This is a genomic window from Mesorhizobium sp. P3_A2 (assembly GCF_056403115.1).
This window is the reverse complement of sequence record NZ_JBFUGC010000009.1, coordinates 196,280-213,704: the sequence shown is the minus strand read 5'-3', so window position 1 is coordinate 213,704 and position 17,425 is coordinate 196,280. Positions and strand designations below refer to the sequence as shown.

Sequence of the window (17,425 nt, the reverse complement as noted above, 5' to 3'; positions counted from 1 at the left end):
AAAGGCGGGAACCGCTTTCGGGGGAAGATCCATGCTTAGCCAAGCCAACAACACATGAGCCGGCCGGTGAAACTGCTGAGTGTCGGCGCGCTGACGCTGGACACCATTCTGCGCGTCGAGACCCTGCCCAGGCATCAGGGCAAGTTCATCGCCTCGGACGGCGTCCAGCTCGCCGCCGGCATGGCGACAAGTGCCGCCTGCGCCGCACACCGTCTCGGCGCCGAGGTGTTTTTGTGGGCAAGTGCGGGTGACGATGCCATCGGCGACCATCTGCTGGCCGGCATCGAGGCCGAGGGCGTCGATTGCAGTTTTGTCCGGCGCGTTGAAGGTGCGCGTTCGGCGCTGGCCTCGATCCTGGTCGACGCCCATGGCGAGCGCATCATCGTGCCTTTCTACGACCTGAAGGCGCAGGCCGACCCTCAGGCGCTGCCTGTCGCCGATCTTTCCGGCTTCGACGCCGTTCTGGTCGATGTGCGCTGGCCGGGCGCTGCCGCCCTTGCCTTGACCGCCGCGCGTAGCGCCGGCCGTCCGGCGATCCTCGACGCCGACACAGCGCCGCTCGAAGTGCTGGAGCTTCTGTTGCCGCTGGCCTCGCACATCGTCGCTTCGGAGACGGCGGCGCGCATCGTCTGTGGCCATGCGCTGGACCCTGAAACCGCCTGTGCCGACCTAGCCAGCCGCACCGATGCCTTCGTTGCGGTCACCGGCGGCGCGGCGGGAAGCTGGTGGCATGACCATTCCGCCGGCTGCGTGCGCCACATCGCAGCGCCGAAGATCAAGGCCACCGACACGCTGGCCGCCGGCGACATCTTTCACGGCGCCTTTGCCGTTGGGCTCGCCGAAGCCATGCCGATCGAGCAGGCCTTGCGCTTTGCCAGTGCTGCTGCCGCGCTCAAATGCCAGCGCTTCGGCGGCCGGCTGGGCGCGCCGGATCGCGCCGAGACAATGGCCATGGTCGCGGCGACATGGCCTGCCTGAAACGGATTTAGCTCTTGACGGGGTGTTCGACCGCCTGCCGGCCAAAATCCGGCACGTCAATGTCCTGGCCGGCCTCGATGATCGAGCGGCGCACGGCACGCGTGCGGGTGAAGAGGTCGAACAGCTTGTCGCCGTCGCCCCAGCGGATCGCCCGCTGCAGGAAAGCCAGATCCTCCGAGAAGCGCGCCAGCATTTCGAGGATGGCGTCCTTGTTGTGCAGGCACACATCGCGCCACATGGTCGGGTCGGAGGCGGCAAGACGGGTGAAGTCGCGGAAACCCGAGGCCGAATATTTGATGACCTCGGTCTTTGTCACCGATTCCAGGTCGTCGGCGGTGCCGACGATGTTGTAGGCGATGATGTGCGGCAGATGCGAGACGATGGCCAGCGTCATGTCGTGATGCTGCGGGTCCATCGTGTCGATGTTCGAGCCGCAGCGCCGCCAGAACTCAGACAGCTTTTCCAGTGCCTGCGGGTCGGTGCCCGACAGCGGCGTGAAGATGCACCAGCGGTTTTCGAACAGCTCGGCGAAACCCGCATCCGGTCCCGACTTCTCGGTACCCGCCAGCGGATGTCCGGGGATGAAATGCACGCCGTCCGGCACGTGGGGCTGCATCTGCGCGATAACGGAGGCCTTGGTCGAACCGACATCGGTGAGGATGGCGCCCTTTTTCAGCGCCGGCGCGATCTCTTGCGCCACCTCGCCCGACGATCCCACAGGCACCGAGACGATGATGAGGTCGGCATCGCGAACCGCTTCTTTTGCGTCCGTGGTGTAGGACTCACCGAGACCGAGTTCCTTCGCACGCGCCAGCGTGGCCGGGCTGCGCGTCGCGATGGCGACATGGCGGGCGAGGCCCTCGCGGCGGATGATGCGGGCCAGCGACGAGCCGATCAGGCCGATGCCGACCAGCGCGATTTTCTCGAACATCGGTGACGTCATGTCTTCAGCTTTTCAGGAATGTCGTGAGGGCGTCGATGACGCCGCGATTGGCTTCTTCGGTGCCGACGCTCATGCGCAGCGCGTTGGGAAAGCCATAGCCGGTAACGCGTCGCAAGATATAGCCGCGCTGGGTGAGGTACTCGTCCGCCGCCTCTGCCGAATGCTTCTTGTCCTCAGGGAAATGGATGAGCACGAAATTGCCGACGCTAGGCGTCACCCTGAGACCAAGCTTCGTCAGCTCTTCATTCAGCCAGGTGAGCCACGTCTCGTTGTGCACGGCGCTGCGCTCGACATGCGCGCGGTCGCGGATGGCGGCAATGCCGGCCTCGATGGCGGTTGCGTTGACATTGAAAGGGCCGCGGATGCGGTTGATCGCATCGACAATGTGCAGCGGGCCATACATCCAGCCGATGCGCGCGCCGCCAAGGCCGAGCTTGGAGAAGGTGCGGGTCATGACAACGTTCTGCGCGCTGCCCGCCAGCTCGATGCCGGCCTCATAATCGTTGCGCCGGACATATTCGGCGTAGGCAGCATCGAGCACCAGAAGCACGTTGCCGGGCAACGCGGCATGCAGGCGACGGACCTCCTGGAACGGCAGATAGGTGCCGGTCGGATTGTTGGGATTGGCAAGGAAGACGATTTTGGTCCGCGGCGTCACCGCGGCGAGGATCGCGTCGACATCGGCGCGCTCGTCGGTCTCCTTGACCGTCACCGGTGTCCCGCCGGCCGACTGGATGTAGATCTTGTAGATCATGAAGGCGTGTTCGGTGATGATGGCCTCATCGCCGGGCGCCAGATAGGTCTGGGCCAGAAGGCCGAGAATCTCGTCAGAACCGTTGGAGCAGATGATGTTCGCCGGGTTCAGGCCATGCACTTCGGCGATCGCCTCGCGCAGCCGGCGGGCGGTGCCATCGGGATAGACATCAAGCTTGGCAGCGACCTCGCGCGCGGCCTCGATTGCTTTCGGTGACGGGCCGAGCGGGTTCTCGTTCGACGACAATTTATGGACCTTGGCGACGCCGGCCGGTGCCGTGCTCTTGCCCGGCACATAGGCGTCGATGTCCATGATGCCCGCGCGGGGCGTTGGCCGTGCCTTGTCCGCTGTCTTGTCCATGTCGCAAATCCGTCGAGAATGCCTCCGTCCGGAGGCCGCAGCGGAAATACAAGCCGTAGCCGCGAATGTCGAGAGGCGGCGGCAATAGGTGGCCGTTGACGCCGGCCCGCGCGAGTTCTAGAAGAACGGGAACAGTTCCGTGGTGATTTGGCCGGTCGGCTTGCAGCCACGTTAAACAACTCGCTAAAGGGCCGTTTGCGTGACGTAACCGGCTTTGCGATCGCATTGCCGGTTTTTTGTTGCCTGACGGCGGGCAAGGAGAGTCACATGACCGCGCTCCGCGCCGCAAAAACCAACAACGAGGCCGACAACCCGTCGAGCCCGGTGTTGCGTTTTGGCCCTGACAAGCCGCTCAAGCTCGACGCCGGCACGCTGTTGTCGCCATTCCAGATCGCCTACCAGACCTACGGCACGCTGAACGACGCCCGCTCCAACGCCATTCTGGTCTGCCACGCGCTGACCGGCGACCAGCACGTCGCCAACACCAATCCGGTGACCGGCAAGCCTGGCTGGTGGGAAGTGCTGATCGGCCCCGGCAAGATCATCGACACCAACCGCTTCTTCGTCATCTGCTCCAACGTCATCGGCGGCTGCCTCGGCTCCACGGGTCCGGCCTCGACCAACCCGGCCACCGGCAAGCCCTACGGGCTCGACCTGCCAATCATCACCATTCGCGACATGGTGCGGGCGCAATTGATGCTGGTCGACCATTTCGGCATCGAAAAGCTGTTTTGCGTGCTCGGCGGCTCGATGGGCGGCATGCAGGTGCTGGAATGGGCGTCGTGCTATTCCGATCGCGTCTTCTCGGCGCTGCCGATCGCCACCGGCGCGCGCCATTCCTCGCAGAACATCGCCTTCCACGAGGTCGGCCGCCAGGCCGTCATGGCCGACCCGGACTGGCATGGCGGCAAGTATTTCGAGCACGGCAAGCGCCCGGAAAAGGGGCTGGCGGTGGCGCGCATGGCGGCCCACATCACCTATCTGTCGGAAGCGGCACTGCACCGCAAGTTCGGCCGCAATCTGCAGGACCGCGAAGCGCTGACCTTCGGTTTCGACGCCGACTTTCAGATCGAGAGCTATCTGCGCCATCAGGGCATGACCTTCGTCGACCGCTTCGACGCCAATTCCTACCTCTACATGACCCGTTCGATGGACTATTTCGACCTCGCCGCCGACCATGGCGGCCGGTTGGCCGATGCCTTTGCCGGCACCAAGACTCGCTTTTGCCTAGTGTCGTTCACTTCGGACTGGCTGTTCCCGACCGAAGAGAGCCGCTCGATCGTGCATGCGCTGAACGCTGCCGGCGCGTCCGTCTCTTTCGTCGAGATCGACACCGACCGCGGCCATGATGCCTTCCTGCTCGACGAGCCGGAATTGTTCGCCGCCATCAAGGGCTTCATCGGCTCGGCGGCTCGCGCCAAGGGGCTCGCCTCATGAGCGTCAACGGCAGCCAGCGCGTCGACCTCGAAGTCGTCGCCAACCTCATACCGCCGCAGTCCAGGGTGCTCGATGTTGGCTCCGGCGACGGCCTGCTGCTCGAACTCCTGCAGGAAACCAAGCAGGTCGACGGCCGCGGCCTGGAACTGTCGCAGCGCGGCGTCAACGAATGCGTGGCGCGCGGCCTCTCGGTCATCCAGGGCGATGCCGACACCGACCTCGAATTCTATCCCGACAAGGGTTTTGACTTCGTCGTCCTGTCGCAGACGCTGCAGGCCACCCGCAACCCGAAGCTGGTGCTCGACGAACTCCTGAGGATCGGCAACCGCGCCATCGTCTCCTTCCCCAATTTCGGCCACTGGCGGGTGCGGCTGTCGCTGTTTTTCAAGGGACGGATGCCGGTGACCGAGGACCTGCCCTATTCCTGGTACGACACGCCCAACATCCATTTCTGCACCATCCGCGACTTCGTCAATCTGGTCGAGGAACTCGGCGCCTCGGTCGAGAAAGCCACCGCCCTCGACGGCAATGGCCAGAAGATCGGCCTGTCGATGCCATGGTGGTTCTGGAATTTCTTCGGCCAGCAGGCGGTGTTCTTGCTGAAGCGGTAGGGTTTGCCCCTATTCCAGCACGTCCGCGGCCTTGTGCGGGTGCCGAACGCCGTCGGCAATGACAACATCGGCGTGGGAGTTGTCGGTGCGCAAGGCCAGAATCTCCCGATAGGCTGATGAATCGTACCAGCCGCGCGCATTCTCCCTGTCCGGAAACTCGATGACGATCAGATGCCCGGGCCATTCGTTCTCGATCACGTCCAGGTCGCCGCCATGGACAAGAAAGCGCCCTCCGAACGGCTCCAATGTTCCGTCGATCCTCTGCAGATACTCGACAATCTGCGGGCCCATTGTGACTTGGCGCATATGGGCGACGGCGTAGGCGGTCATGGCTGAACTCCCTGTTCGATCGAAGCGCAATAACCGGCTCCGGTGGCGCAATCTGCGGAAATGACGGCCATCGGTCGATTACGTCAGGGGTAATCGGCTGGCCTACGGGCATTCTGGCTCAACAGTTTGTGATGACATTGCCGCCGGTTTTTTGTAGCGTCGAATCGAATGCCATCCCGAGTAGGCTTGGAAGGCGACCCATCAAAGCATCCGGCCTCCAGGGAATTCGGGGCATAATCGAAGCAACATGTCCAAGACAACCGATCTCGCTCCGCTGATCTCGGTGATCACGCCGACGCACAATCGCCGCAGCAAGGTGGTGCGCGCCGTCGAGAGCGTGCTGGCGCAGAATTTTGCCCGGTTCGAGCACATCGTCGTCGATGACGGCTCGACCGACGGTACGGCCGCCGCACTCGCCGAAATCCGCGATCCACGGCTGATCTATGTCGGCTCGAAATGGCGCGGCGCCAATGCCGCCCGCAATGCCGGCATCGAGCGGGCACGAGCGCCGGTGGTGACATTCCTCGATTCCGACGACGTCTATTTGCCGGATCGGCTGGTGCGGACGCTGGAGCAGTTCGACAACAATCCCTCGCTCGAAGTGCTGATCAGTTCCTTCGTGTCGCTGAAGGGCAATCGCCGCACCAATTGCGTCAACCGCGAAGCTCTCCTGAGCCGCGACTCGCTGGAACGTGCCCTTGTCGCGCAGACCATCTTCATTGCAGGCTCCGCAATCACCGCCCGGCGCGAGTCGCTGCTTGCCATTGGCGGTTACGACAGCGACGTCACGCGCATGCAGGATCGCGAATTGCTGCTGCGCTTTGCCCGGCGCAGCGGCGCGCAGTTGTCCGAAGTGATCGACTGGAAAAAATACAATTCGGAGAATTCCATCTCCGGACAGCGCGATGGCTATGTCGAAGCCTATGCCAGTTTGATCGACAAGCACCCCTATATCGCCGACCGCTACCCTCACATTCCGCCTTACATGATCGCCCGGCAGCTCATCGCCGACGCGCTCAAGGGCAGGGTTGCGCAGGCGTTCTCCGGCTATCTGGCCAACCGGTCGTCGAAGGCGCTCGGCTATTCGCTGCCGCAATTGTTGCGCGGCTATGTCGGCGGCCGGCGCTGGCGCCGCGATCTCCACGCCGAATTTCGCGACAAATACGGTGCGCGGCCGGCCTGAAGCGTCCCTCGGGACTGTCTCTAGGCCTCATTTGTCGAGTTCCGGGAAATAAGGGTCGGAATAAAGCCGCCGGTCGCGTTCACCCTGCAGGCAATCCATCGGTGCGGCCGCGTCGATCGTGGCCACGGTCGCATCGGCAATGCCGCTCACCTCCAGGATAAGCTTGCGGCGTATGGCGGTGGCGAATTCGGAGGCCGCGTAGATCGGCAGCACGAAGGAGCCGGGCCCACCGGTGACGCAATCGTCATAGTACTGGTCGAGATGGCTGAAGGTCGGTGACGGGCTGATCAGGATCGGCAGGCCGTTGATGACGATGCCCTTGGCCACCGCGGCATCGCGTGTGGTGGCGACCGGCAGCCCGGTGTTGTTGGGACCGTCGCCAGAAATGTCGATAACGCTGCGTGGCGCATCGAAGCCGGTGCCGTCGAAAAGCCCGGCGCCGAAGGCAAGCGCGCCGGAAATCGAGGTGCCGCGAAAGCTGCGGAAGGGCCGCGCGGCAATTTTGTCGGCGAAGGCGTTGGCGCTCTCTACGCTGTCGATCACCTGCCAGGCGATGACGCCATCCTCGCGCACGACGCCCGCCCATTCGAAATAGGCAAGCGCGATGCGGCCGGTCGTGCCCGAGCGCACGGCCTTGATGAAATCGGGATGCCTGAGCGCCTCGACATAGCCGGCGCGCTGCAGGGCGAACTCCCTCTCATCCATCGACAGCGAGATGTCGACCGCCAGCACCAGCTCGACATCGACGGCAGTGCTGTCGGCCGAGACAGCCACAGGCGTTGCCGGGGTGCAGGCAAGGCAGGCAAGCAGGCTAAGCGCGTCGAGCATGGCCGGACCCACGACGTTTCCACCGGAATCTTCCCCGCGATCGCGGCGAAATAAAGCCCCGCCTACTTCTTTCGCCGCGCGACCGCCTTCGGCGGCGGGTCGATGGCGCCGGCCCTGACGCGGGCCGGTTTCAGCGCTGGTGCGCCCAAATCCTTCACGATGCTCAACGCGCGTGGAAAGAAATGAGCGTTGTGCAGGCCGCGTCCGATATTGAGGATCGCGGTGTCTGGCAGGCGTTTCTCCAGCATCGACAGCACGCGCCGCAGCGACGGGCCGTCGAACGCATCCATCGCCTCGTCGATGATCACCCATTTCGGCTGCCGCAAGGCAAGCCTGGCGAAGGCGAGCGCACGTTGCTCGTCATCGCCCAGTTCGTGATCCCACCGCGCCGTGCGGCCGAGTGAGGACGACAGCCGCTCGAGACCGACCTCGGCGAGCACCGCCGAAATGTCGGCATCGCTCGCCGGCGCAGGTCCATTCGGGTGGTCGAGGACCTCGCGCAGAGTGCCGACCGGGAAATACGGCACGCGCGGCACGAAGATCGGGACCTCTCCCGCCGGCAGGCCGATGCGTCCGCTGCCCCATGGCCACAGGCCGGCGATGGCACGGAAGAACAGCGTCTTGCCGGCGCCCGGCTCGCCGGTGATCATGACGCGCTCGCCGGGATGGATTTCGACATGGCTGTCGGCAAGCTTGGTGCAGCCCTCGGGCGAGGCCACCTGGAGCTTTTCGAACGTCAGGCTGCCATTGGCGCTGTCGCCGAATTCGATGCGCCTTTCCTTGTCGTGCAGCACATCGGTTTCATCGAGCGCGATGCGGAAGTCGGCGACACGCATCAGCGTCGCGCGCCAGTCGGCGATGCCGCCGATATTGTTGATGAACCAGCGCAGCGACGAATGCACGTGGTTGAAGGCGCCGACCGCCATCATCAGCCCGCCGAAGCTGATATCGCCCGAGAAATAGACCGGCGATGCCACCAGGATCGGCGCCACCACGGTGATCCAGCCATAGGTGTCGGTCACCCAGGACAGGTTGATCTGCGCGGTGTAGATACGCCGCATCGCGCCCAGCACCGTGCCGAGGTCGATTTCGAGCCGTCGTTTGGCGTCGGCTTCGCCATGGTAGAGCGCAATGGCATCGACATTTTCATTGACGCGCACCATCGAGGAGCGCAGCTCGGCTTCACGCGTGTAGCGATCGCTGTTGAGGCGGATCAGCGGCCGCCCGACCAGCCAGCTCAGCCAGGAGGCGATTCCGGCATAGAGGAACGCTGCCCAGACCATGTAGCCCGGTATCGCCAGCGACCAGCCGCCAATGTGGAAGACGAAGCCCGACGACAATTGCCACAACACGCCGACGAAGGACACGAGCAGGATGAATGATTGCAGCAGGCCGACGCCGAGATCCGTCGTCAGATCGGACAGATGCGCGGCATCCTGCTGCATGCGCTGGTCGGGATTGACGCCGATGGCGCCGGCATTGGCCAGACGGAAGGCGCGCGCCGGTCGCATCCACTGGTCAATCAGGTCCAGCGTCAGTGCCTCGCGCAGCTTCAGCCGGATCATCTGGTTGAGCCAGGTCTGAGCGATGTTGAGCACCAGCAGCGTGCCGGCGATCATCGCAAAGATGAGCAGCTGGTGCAGGAAGGCCGCCATGTCGCGGCGCGCCAGCGCATCGTAGAAGGGCTGGTTCCAGCGGTTGAGCAGAACTTGGCCGATCGACGTCGCGACGATGACGGCCATGATGCCGACCGACGTCCACAGCAGCCAGTTGCGCACCGGCGACCCGACCAAAGCCCGTTTGATCGTCGCCACCTGATCGCGCAGGCTGCTGGCTTCGACGGTTACCGGCTGAGCGGTGGCGTTCGTGTCCGGTTGATCAGCCATGCGCGAGGTCCTTGCGTTCAGAAGCGTTGCTGAAACCGGATGGAGGGACGTGAAGGCATCGGCCGCTCAAACGGACTGCGAATGCATCGGCGACAGATAGGTGGGAAATCCCCACGCAACACCTCATGATCACGAAAGTGTCATCCGGCGTGTGGTCGGTGTCACCCCGTCGGCCCGACGGCCAAGCCTTGTCGCGCCGTGGGGCGACAGCACCGGCACGAAGACACGGCGCGAGGCGCGCTGGGCGACCGGCACGCCCTGATAGAGCCGCTTCTGCGCCTCGACCACGATGACACCGGAAAAGATCGGCCAGAACCGCCTGCCGGCGCGCTCCAGCACATTGTGGAACCGCATCATGAAGCGCCGCGGCGATGGCGGGAAGAACAGCGCGTCGGACCAGGAGGCCGGCGTGAAGTTCGCCTCGCGCAGCAATTCGGTGAGCTGGCCGCGCGAGAACGGCCGGCCATTGCCGAACGGCGTGTGCTCGAACCGGGCCCAGACACCGCGCCGGTTGGGCACGACGATGACGACACGCCCCGCCGGCGACAGCACCCGCCAGATCTCGTTCAGCGTCTCGCGCGGGTTTTCGACATGCTCAAGCGAATGCACCAGCAACATGCGGTCGATGCAGGAATCGACCAGCGGCAGTTCCTCGTCGAACACCAGCGCCGTCGACGTCGGCCCGCTCGCCGGCCAGACCACCGCACCTTGGGTGGCCGGCATGAAGGCAAAGACCCGCTCGGCATCGGTGCCGAACCGCTCCAGCCACGGCAAGGTATAGCCGAGCCCAACCAGCCGCTCATTGGGCACGGCAGCCCATATCGAGGACAGCGCCATGGTGATCGAGCGTTCGGCCAGGCGGCCGAGCGTGGTCGAATAGAAGGAACGGAGATCGACGATATCGGAATGCATGCGCGGGACGGTAGCTGCGATGCCGCTGAAGTTCAACAAAGGTGCCAAGTTCCGGATGACATCGGCGGGCAAGCGCCCTATGTCTGCGGCGACAGATGGAGAGATGAAAATGCCGGTCGAAATCGAACAGTTCATGTGCCGCAGCGACAATTTCGGCGTGCTGGTGCATGACCCCAAGAGCGGCGAGACCGCCATCATCGACGCGCCTGAGGAGGCGCCGATCCTGGCCGCGATCGAGCGTACCGGCTGGAAGCCGACGCTGATCCTGACCACCCACCACCATGTCGACCATGTCGAGGCCAATCTGGCGCTGAAGGAGCGCTTCAAGCTGCGCATCGTCGGACCGGAGGCGGAAAAGGAAAAGATCCCCGGCATCGATGAGACCGTCGGCCAGGGCTCGGTCGTCCATCTCGGCGGCGAGCGGATCGATGTCATCGCCACACCCGGCCACACGGCGGGCCACGTCTCCTATCACCTGCCGGCCTCGAAAGTGGCGTTCACCGCCGACACGCTGTTCGCGCTCGGCTGCGGCCGGCTGTTCGAATGCAAGCCGCCAGTGATGTACGAGTCGTTGAAGAAGCTGGCGGCACTTCCGGCCGACACGGTCATCTATTGCGGCCACGAATATACGCTCTCCAATGCCCGCTTCGCGCTGACTGTGGACCCGACCAATTCTGCGCTGAAGGAGCGGGCGGCGAAGATCGAGACGCTGCGCGCCGACAACAAGGCGACGCTGCCGACGACGATCGGCGAGGAACTGTCGACCAATCCGTTCCTGCGCTGGCACGACCCGGCGATCCGCAAGCATCTCGGCATGGAAAAGGCCAGCGATGCCGACGTGTTCGCCGAGATTCGCAAGCGTAAGGACAATTTCTGACCATCGTGACATTCCGGGAGCAGCCATGACCAGCGCCGCTGAAATCATCGCCACGCTTGGCCTCAAGGCGCATCCGGAAGGCGGCTGGTATGCCGAGACCTTTCGCGACGGCGCCGGCGGCGCGCGCGGCCATTCGACGGCGATTTACTTCCTCCTGGAAGAGGATCGGTTGTCGGTCTGGCACCGGGTCAAGGACGCGGCCGAGGTCTGGCATTTCCACGCCGGTGCGCCGCTGGCGCTGTCGATGTGCGAGGAAGGCAGTGCCGTGATCGAGCAGGTGCTCGGCATTGAACTTGCGGCGGGCGAGCGGCCGCAGATCGTGGTGCCGGCCGGCTGGTGGCAATCGGCACGCAGCCTCGGCGAATGGACCCTGGTCGGCTGCACCGTGGCGCCGGGCTTCGACTTCGCCGCCTTCGAGATGGCAGAACCCGGCTGGGAACCTAGCTCAGCAAAAAGCCAAGCGTAATCGCCAGCTGGGCTGCGTAATACAGCACCCAGACGGCATAGCGGATGCCGGCGCGATAGGGCGCGATGGCCGGCACCAGGAATTTTTCCGTGGCAAGCAGCCCGTCCGACGCCATGAACAGCACGGCACCGCCGATGACCCACGGATTGTCCAGCGTCAGCGCCGAAATGCCCATCGCCAGAATGGCGGCGATATAGACGGCAATCGGCGTGCGCAGGCCGGGGCCGACACGGCGCCAGAGTGCCGCCAGCATGACGACCACGAAAGCCGCCATGGCGAGTGCGATGGCGCCGCGCCATGTCTCGGTGCCCAGCACATCCAGCCCGCCGCCGCTGCGCAGGAAGAGCGGCACATAGAGGATATGCGCCGCCAGGAAACTGGCCAGCCCGCCGAGGAAAAGCGTCTCGCCGTCACGCGACAGAAAGGCATCGCCGACGGCGCTGAGGGCCAGCGCCGCGACGAGCAGCAACGGCCCACCTTGCATGAAGGCCAGCACCGCAAGCATGGCCACGGCCAGCGTCTTTGCCGCCGAGCGGGCCAGCGTCGGCCGCATATCCAGGGTGAAGGCGTAGATCACCGCCGCCACCAGCGAAAAAATCAATGTCGCATTGGCATTGGCGTCGATGCCGCCGGCAAACGGCATCGTCATGCCTTGGCTCCAATCTCAGCCGGCCTGCGCAGGAACAGCGATTTCGCCGCGAGAGCCGCGCCGCCGGTGATCAGCACGCAGGCGGCGAGGATGCGCAGCGACGGCTCGGCGACGCCGGCCGCGATCAGCACCAGCGTCGAGAGTAGCGGCGCCGCATAGCTGGCCGCACCGAGCACCTGGATGTTACCGCGCTTGACGCCGATATCCCAGGCGTAGAAGGCGGCACCCACCGGCATCAGCCCGAGACCAAGCACGGCCAGCCACTGGCCGGGGCCATCGGGCAGCACCGTCTTTTCCAGCAACAGATGGCAGACGAGGGACAGCGCTGCCGTGGCTGCACAGAACCAGGTGACGACCGAGGTCGGCACCGCCGGAAAACGCCGCGACAGCAGCGAATAGGACGACCACAGCAGCGCGCAGACCGCCGCCATCGCATAGCCGAAGGCGTAGCGCGCATCGAAGGCAAGGCCGCCGCCCTTGGTGACGATCAGAACCGTGCCGGCAAGCCCGAGCAGCGCGCCGACGACATGGTTCCAGGCCAGCTTCTCGCCCGGCATCAGCGCTGAACCGAGCACGATCAGCAGCGGCCACAGATAGGCGATCAGGCTTGCCTCCACCGCCGGCGCGTTGCGCAGCGCGGTGAAGTAGAAGAAGTGGTAGCCGAACAGGCCGGCTATGCCGATCAGCCAGACCTGGCGCGGGATCTTCTGGCCCTTATCGGTCGCCGGCATGAACAGCCGCGCGACCAGCCCGACCGCGGTGCCGATGGCGAAGGTGATGGCCGACAACAGGAATGGCGGCACGGCGCCCGAGGCGTCGGTGAGCAACGCCAGCAGCGCCCACATGGCGACCGCCGAGAACCCGATCAGTGTTGCGCGCCCCATGCCCGTCTCCGGCGGCGCGCCCCATTTCAATTCGGGTGGGCGCGCCTATTCTGTTGCTTCGAACCGCCCCGCGCTGACGGTCAAGGTGCCTATCTGCGTCCCGACCGTGGCGTGGATCGGCGCATATACGCCGGTTTGGCCGAGCGGTGCAAACGTCACCATCATCTTGCTCTTGTTCTTCAGGTAATTCAGCGCCTTGCGGCCCTTTCGGTAGCCCGCCACCGGCTCGAAGCTCATCTTGCAGGTGACGGTGTCGCCCTTGTAGCCCTTGACCGAGATCGAGCCTTTCGAGGCATAGGTCAGCGTCAGGTCGGCGCGCATCTCGCCATCATAGAACTTCACCTTGCGCCCGCAGACCTTGTCGAGGCTGTCGGCATGGATGACGGTGGCGGCCATCGGGTCGAGCACCGATGTCAGATCGTTGCCACCCAGCGGTATCCAGGTCTTGGGATTGCGCTTCTTCGGTTCGGGGATGACCTGGGTGGCGGTAACCGCGCCATTGGCAAAGCGGATATCGACGACGGAAGCCTTCTTGCCGGACTTGTAATCGGCGCGAAACGCCTGCGGCTGCATCTGCTTGCCCAGGATCTTGCCCGTTGACGAGATCGTGCCGCTCGTATCGTCGAACAAGGTGGCGATACCGGCGCTGGAGACGGTGCCGTCGATGGAATAGCTATCGCCTTCGTAGTGGCTGTTAAATTTCGCCTTGGCCACCGAAAGGCCGAGGAACGACACGGTATATTCGCCCTTGAAGGACTGCGGGGCAGTTGCCGGTGCGGCGGCGAGGGCTGACGTCGGCATGGCAGCGGCAAGCACGGCGACAACGGCATGTGACGGACGAAGCATGGCGGGGATCGTTCCTTGAATTTTCAGGCCGCAGATGGGCAACTCCGGCCTGGCATGTCCCTATGCGCCCGCTTATAGGCTGAATTTCGGCCTTTATATGAAAGGACCGCCGCATCCCGAGGGAAGCCCGAGCTTGACGCCTCGGCGAAATGCAACTATGGAACGCCAACTTTTCCATAAGGCCGCCTGACCGAAACCGCGCGCCGCCCGGCGCGGGCGAAAATGGTTTGGCAGGCTTAGAAAGAACTGAAGGTTAGAACCATGTCCCGTACCTGCGAACTCACTGCCAAGGCAGTCCAGACCGGCAACAATGTGAGCCACGCCAACAACAAGACCAAGCGCCGCTTCCTGCCGAACCTCGTCAATGTGACGCTGATTTCGGAAGCGCTGAACCAGAATGTGCGCCTGCGCATTTCGGCCAACGCGCTGCGTTCGGTCGAGCATCGCGGTGGCCTCGATGCCTTCCTGGCCAAGGCCGACGCCAAGGAGCTGTCGCAGCGCGCGCGCCTCTTGAAGAAGCAGATCGCCAAGAAGCTGGCCGACCAGCCCGCCGCTTGAAGATTTTAAGGCGGGGGACGACCGCCTTGAGCATCGGAGCGATCCGATGCTCAAAACTTGCAAGGCAGCGCGATCCGCATTTCGGATAGCGCCTGGCTGGTTCCATCACCCAGGATAAAAAAATGACTTCCTTCTCGCGATATCTGCCCTTTGTGGCCGCCATGGCGCTTGTTGTCGTGGCATCGAACATCCTCGTGCAGTTCCCGATGCAGGGCCAGGTCGGCCGCCTGTCGCTGGCCGACATCCTGACCTGGGGCGCCTTCACCTACCCCTTCTCCTTCCTGGTCACCGACCTTGCCAACCGCCGCTACGGCCCGACCGTGGCGCGCCGCATCGTCTTTGTCGGCTTCATGACCGCGGTGATCTGCTCGATCCTCGTCCCGCCCTTCCTGTTTCGCCACGGCCTGATCGAATTCGAGACTGCAGCCGACCGGCTGGTGCGCATTGCGGCGGCTTCGGGTGCGGCGTTCCTTTGCGCGCAATTGCTCGACGTCACCGTGTTCAACCGGCTGCGCCGGCAGAGCTGGTGGCGCGCCCCGATCGTCGGCACGCTGGTCGGCTCGGTGTTCGACACGCTGGTGTTCTTCAGCGTCGCCTTTTCCGCCCTCTTCGCCTTCGCCGGCCCGAACGACAGCTTCGCGCTGGAGACGGCGCCGCTGATGGGCGTGCTGCCGGTCGAGACCATGCGCTGGGTGTCCTGGGCGCTCGGCGACCTCTCAGTGAAGCTGATCATCGCCGTGGTGGCGCTGATCCCCTACCGGCTGCTCGCCGCTCGCTGGAGCCAGCCGGCCGTGGCCGCTTAACGCTGTGATCCCCTGGGTCCAGCTCGACTCGGCCAAAACGCCGGACGGCGGCCAGGAATTGCGCCTCAAGCAGCGCGGAACTGAATTTTCGATCATGCTCGGTACAAACGAGCTGATGAACAGCCGCCTCAGCGGCTCAGAAGAGGCGCTGGCAAAACTGTCCTGCGACAGGATTGCCGGACACAGCCGACCGAAAATCCTGATCGGCGGCCTCGGCATGGGCTTTACGCTGCGCGCAGCGCTTGCCGAACTTGGCGCCGACGCAGGCATCACCGTCGCCGAGCTTGTCCCGGCGGTCATTGCGTGGGCGCGCGGCCCTTTGGCAGCGCTGTTTGCCGGCTGTCTCGACGATCCCCGTGTGAGCGTCCGCGAGGCCGATGTCGGACACGTCATAACATCCGACAAGGCGGCCTGGGACGCCATCCTGCTCGACGTCGACAATGGTCCCGATGGCATCGTCTACAAGAGCAATGACGCCCTCTACGGCGCCGCCGGCCTCGGCGCGGCGCGTGCCGCATTGAAGCCCGGCGGTGTGCTGGCGGTGTGGTCGCAAGGGCCGGACAGCGGCTTCACGCGCAGGCTGAAGCAGGCTGGTTTTGCCGTGGACGAGGTGAAGACGCGCGCCAATGGCAAGCGCGGCGCCCGCCATGTCATCTGGATCGCAACCAACCCGCGATAAGCCTGCCGGGCGAAACTGAGATCATCGGCAGCAAGAGCCAGGGAGCCGGCGCCTTATCTCAGGGTGAGCGAGAAGCCGCCCGCGCCGTGCGCGTCGAAATACCGGTACAAGGTGGAAGCATTCCAGCCATGCGGCGCCTCGCGGCGGACTTCGAGGTGATCTGGGTCCTCGAAGCTCAACTCGGGCGTGGGTCCTTTCAACGTCGCGCCGCTGTAATCCAGCGTCACGGAGTCGCCAGTGTCGGCAAAGGAGATGGTGATCTTGCCGTCGCCATAGCTGATGTCGGCGTCGTCGATTGAACGCTCGGCGAAGACGATCGTTGTCTCTCCGGCAACCCGGACGACATCCTTACCGTCGCCGCGATCGAAGAACAGCTTGGCCTTGTCCGTGCCGGTGAGATCGATCCGATCGTCGCCCAGCCCGCCTGAAATGGCGTCGGCGGTGCGCGCGTTGATCCTGATCGTATCGTCGCCGCTGCCACCCTCGACGCGATCGACCTTGGCGGCGGCGATGGCGATGGCGTCGTCATCATCGCCTCCGTAGACGCCAAAGACGGCCTGACCGCTCGCGATCGTGATGATGTCGGAGCCCTGGCCGCCGGAGATGCCATCGACCCTCTGCCCGGCGGCGGCGGTGATGATGTCGCGGCCTTGGCCGCCTGAAATACCGCGCGCTTCGTTGCCCGCAGCAACGGTGATGATGTCGTCGCCGGCGTCGCCGGTTATGTTGTCGATGTTCATTCCGCCCGCAAGGGCAAGCACATCGCGTCCGTCGCCGCCCCAGATTCCCGAGATATCCCGTCCTGCGGAAACGGCGAGCGCGTCATCGCCTTCGCCGGCGGAGACGTTATAGACATCCCGTCCGGCAGCAATGTTGACGACATCATTGCCGGCGCCGGCGAAGATGCCACGACCACTGGGTATGACGACGGCGATTTCTTTGCCACCGACCATCGTGTTCGTCACGACAGCGCCCGGTGCGGTCTTTCCCTGCCAATAGTCGGAGGTGGCGTCTTCAGTCGACACCAGATTGAGCCGATCGTTTCCGTCGCCCAGCGAGACGTAGTTCGGTGCGGTATCGTCGCCGGACGACATGATGTTGACGGTGTCGTTGCCGGATCCGGTTTCGATAAACTCGGCATTGACGGGCATAACGAGCAGGAAGCCGTCGCTGCTCCCGGCGCCTTCAATCGACAGCTTGATGATCCTCGCCAACGCACTTTGCTGGGCGCTGTCGCCTCTGCGAAGGCTTGGGCCATCGGTCAGGAGGCCGATCGGTTTCGGCTTCTCACCGGAACCGCCTCTGAGCAGCAATTGCAGGGCCACCTGCTGTCGGGATACGGATGAGACGCTCGTCATGGGTCCGGAACCGGTTGCACGGTTCCAGACAGGCGTCGCCCGACTGAAACCAGGGATTGCAAGGCAGTTTGCCGATTCGGCGT

At 64.3% G+C, this 17,425-nt stretch carries 19 protein-coding genes and 1 riboswitch; of the genes, 9 read left to right on the top strand and 10 right to left on the bottom strand.

Annotated features, from left to right (window positions below):
* Positions 1-54: 54 nt before the first annotated feature.
* Entirely contained in the window at positions 55-978 is a 924-nt protein-coding gene (locus AC1DXM_RS21635; protein ID WP_477235987.1) for a sugar kinase, read from the top strand.
* Positions 979-985: 7 nt separating this feature from the next.
* Here the strand turns inward: AC1DXM_RS21635 and AC1DXM_RS21630 are convergent, their stop codons facing one another.
* Together AC1DXM_RS21630 and hisC are read right to left on the bottom strand one after the other, a co-directional pair.
* Positions 986-1,921 (bottom strand): prephenate/arogenate dehydrogenase family protein, encoded by a 936-nt coding sequence (locus tag AC1DXM_RS21630; protein WP_477235985.1) that lies wholly within the window; start codon positions 1,919-1,921, stop codon positions 986-988.
* A 4-nt stretch (positions 1,922-1,925) separates the two neighbouring features.
* Positions 1,926-3,035: a histidinol-phosphate transaminase gene (hisC, locus tag AC1DXM_RS21625; protein ID WP_477235983.1), complete on the bottom strand. Its 1,110-nt coding sequence runs from the start codon at positions 3,033-3,035 to the stop codon at positions 1,926-1,928.
* A 129-nt stretch (positions 3,036-3,164) separates the two neighbouring features.
* Positions 3,165-3,242, top strand: a riboswitch (SAM riboswitch).
* 60 nt (positions 3,243-3,302) lie between these two features.
* On the opposite strand from hisC, the gene metX reads away from it, so the two are divergent.
* Both metX and metW read left to right on the top strand, forming a co-directional pair.
* Positions 3,303-4,472: a homoserine O-acetyltransferase MetX gene (gene metX, locus AC1DXM_RS21620; protein WP_477235981.1), complete on the top strand. Its 1,170-nt coding sequence runs from the start codon at positions 3,303-3,305 to the stop codon at positions 4,470-4,472.
* A complete protein-coding gene (metW, locus tag AC1DXM_RS21615) occupies positions 4,469-5,083 on the top strand; it encodes a methionine biosynthesis protein MetW (RefSeq protein ID WP_477235979.1) in 615 nt (204 codons plus the stop codon). Before metX ends, metW begins: the two co-directional genes overlap by 4 nt.
* A gap of 9 nt (positions 5,084-5,092) precedes the next feature.
* Here metW and AC1DXM_RS21610 read toward each other — a convergent pair whose 3' ends face one another.
* On the bottom strand, positions 5,093-5,413 hold the full coding sequence (locus AC1DXM_RS21610; protein ID WP_477235977.1) for a DUF1330 domain-containing protein: 321 nt from the start codon (positions 5,411-5,413) through the stop codon (positions 5,093-5,095).
* Positions 5,414-5,660: 247 nt separating this feature from the next.
* Here AC1DXM_RS21610 and AC1DXM_RS21605 point away from each other — a divergent pair, with 247 nt between their 5' ends.
* Positions 5,661-6,596: a glycosyltransferase family 2 protein gene (locus AC1DXM_RS21605; RefSeq protein WP_477235975.1), complete on the top strand. Its 936-nt coding sequence runs from the start codon at positions 5,661-5,663 to the stop codon at positions 6,594-6,596.
* A 27-nt stretch (positions 6,597-6,623) separates the two neighbouring features.
* Here AC1DXM_RS21605 and AC1DXM_RS21600 read toward each other — a convergent pair whose 3' ends face one another.
* The 3 genes from AC1DXM_RS21600 to AC1DXM_RS21590 all read right to left on the bottom strand — a co-directional run bounded on the left by AC1DXM_RS21600 (position 6,624) and on the right by AC1DXM_RS21590 (position 10,222).
* Positions 6,624-7,424 (bottom strand): DUF1194 domain-containing protein, encoded by an 801-nt coding sequence (locus AC1DXM_RS21600; protein WP_477235973.1) that lies wholly within the window; start codon positions 7,422-7,424, stop codon positions 6,624-6,626.
* Between the two features lie 62 nt (positions 7,425-7,486).
* On the bottom strand, positions 7,487-9,310 hold the full coding sequence (locus tag AC1DXM_RS21595) for an ABC transporter ATP-binding protein/permease (protein WP_477235971.1): 1,824 nt from the start codon (positions 9,308-9,310) through the stop codon (positions 7,487-7,489).
* A gap of 129 nt (positions 9,311-9,439) precedes the next feature.
* Complete coding sequence (locus tag AC1DXM_RS21590; RefSeq protein WP_477236146.1) at positions 9,440-10,222, bottom strand: class I SAM-dependent methyltransferase; 783 nt, start codon at positions 10,220-10,222, stop codon at positions 9,440-9,442.
* Positions 10,223-10,331: 109 nt separating this feature from the next.
* Between AC1DXM_RS21590 and gloB the strand changes: the two genes are divergently transcribed.
* Both gloB and AC1DXM_RS21580 read left to right on the top strand, forming a co-directional pair.
* Complete coding sequence (gene gloB, locus AC1DXM_RS21585; protein WP_477235969.1) at positions 10,332-11,099, top strand: hydroxyacylglutathione hydrolase; 768 nt, start codon at positions 10,332-10,334, stop codon at positions 11,097-11,099.
* Positions 11,100-11,124: 25 nt separating this feature from the next.
* On the top strand, positions 11,125-11,565 hold the full coding sequence (locus AC1DXM_RS21580; protein ID WP_477235967.1) for a cupin domain-containing protein: 441 nt from the start codon (positions 11,125-11,127) through the stop codon (positions 11,563-11,565).
* On the opposite strand, the gene AC1DXM_RS21575 is transcribed toward AC1DXM_RS21580, so the two are convergent.
* Genes AC1DXM_RS21575 through AC1DXM_RS21565 form a run of 3 tightly spaced genes read right to left on the bottom strand, consistent with a single transcriptional unit; the run spans position 11,540 to position 13,944 of the window.
* A complete protein-coding gene (locus AC1DXM_RS21575) occupies positions 11,540-12,214 on the bottom strand; it encodes a lysoplasmalogenase (protein ID WP_477235965.1) in 675 nt (224 codons plus the stop codon). The genes AC1DXM_RS21580 and AC1DXM_RS21575 overlap by 26 nt on opposite strands.
* Complete coding sequence (gene yddG / locus AC1DXM_RS21570; protein ID WP_477235963.1) at positions 12,211-13,098, bottom strand: aromatic amino acid exporter YddG; 888 nt, start codon at positions 13,096-13,098, stop codon at positions 12,211-12,213. The genes AC1DXM_RS21575 and yddG overlap by 4 nt, the downstream gene beginning before the upstream one ends.
* Positions 13,099-13,143: 45 nt before the next feature.
* Complete coding sequence (locus tag AC1DXM_RS21565) at positions 13,144-13,944, bottom strand: DUF3108 domain-containing protein (RefSeq protein ID WP_477235961.1); 801 nt, start codon at positions 13,942-13,944, stop codon at positions 13,144-13,146.
* Between the two features lie 261 nt (positions 13,945-14,205).
* On the opposite strand from AC1DXM_RS21565, the gene rpmB reads away from it, so the two are divergent.
* The 3 genes from rpmB to AC1DXM_RS21550 all read left to right on the top strand — a co-directional run bounded on the left by rpmB (position 14,206) and on the right by AC1DXM_RS21550 (position 15,984).
* Positions 14,206-14,502, top strand: coding sequence for a 50S ribosomal protein L28 (gene rpmB, locus AC1DXM_RS21560; RefSeq protein WP_023670682.1), 297 nt, complete (start codon positions 14,206-14,208; stop codon positions 14,500-14,502).
* Between the two features lie 122 nt (positions 14,503-14,624).
* Positions 14,625-15,305, top strand: coding sequence for a queuosine precursor transporter (locus AC1DXM_RS21555; RefSeq protein ID WP_477235958.1), 681 nt, complete (start codon positions 14,625-14,627; stop codon positions 15,303-15,305).
* Positions 15,306-15,309: 4 nt separating this feature from the next.
* Positions 15,310-15,984, top strand: coding sequence for a polyamine aminopropyltransferase (locus tag AC1DXM_RS21550; protein WP_477235956.1), 675 nt, complete (start codon positions 15,310-15,312; stop codon positions 15,982-15,984).
* Between the two features lie 53 nt (positions 15,985-16,037).
* On the opposite strand, the gene AC1DXM_RS21545 is transcribed toward AC1DXM_RS21550, so the two are convergent.
* Positions 16,038-17,342 (bottom strand): calcium-binding protein, encoded by a 1,305-nt coding sequence (locus AC1DXM_RS21545; protein ID WP_477235954.1) that lies wholly within the window; start codon positions 17,340-17,342, stop codon positions 16,038-16,040.
* Positions 17,343-17,425: the final 83 nt, after the last annotated feature.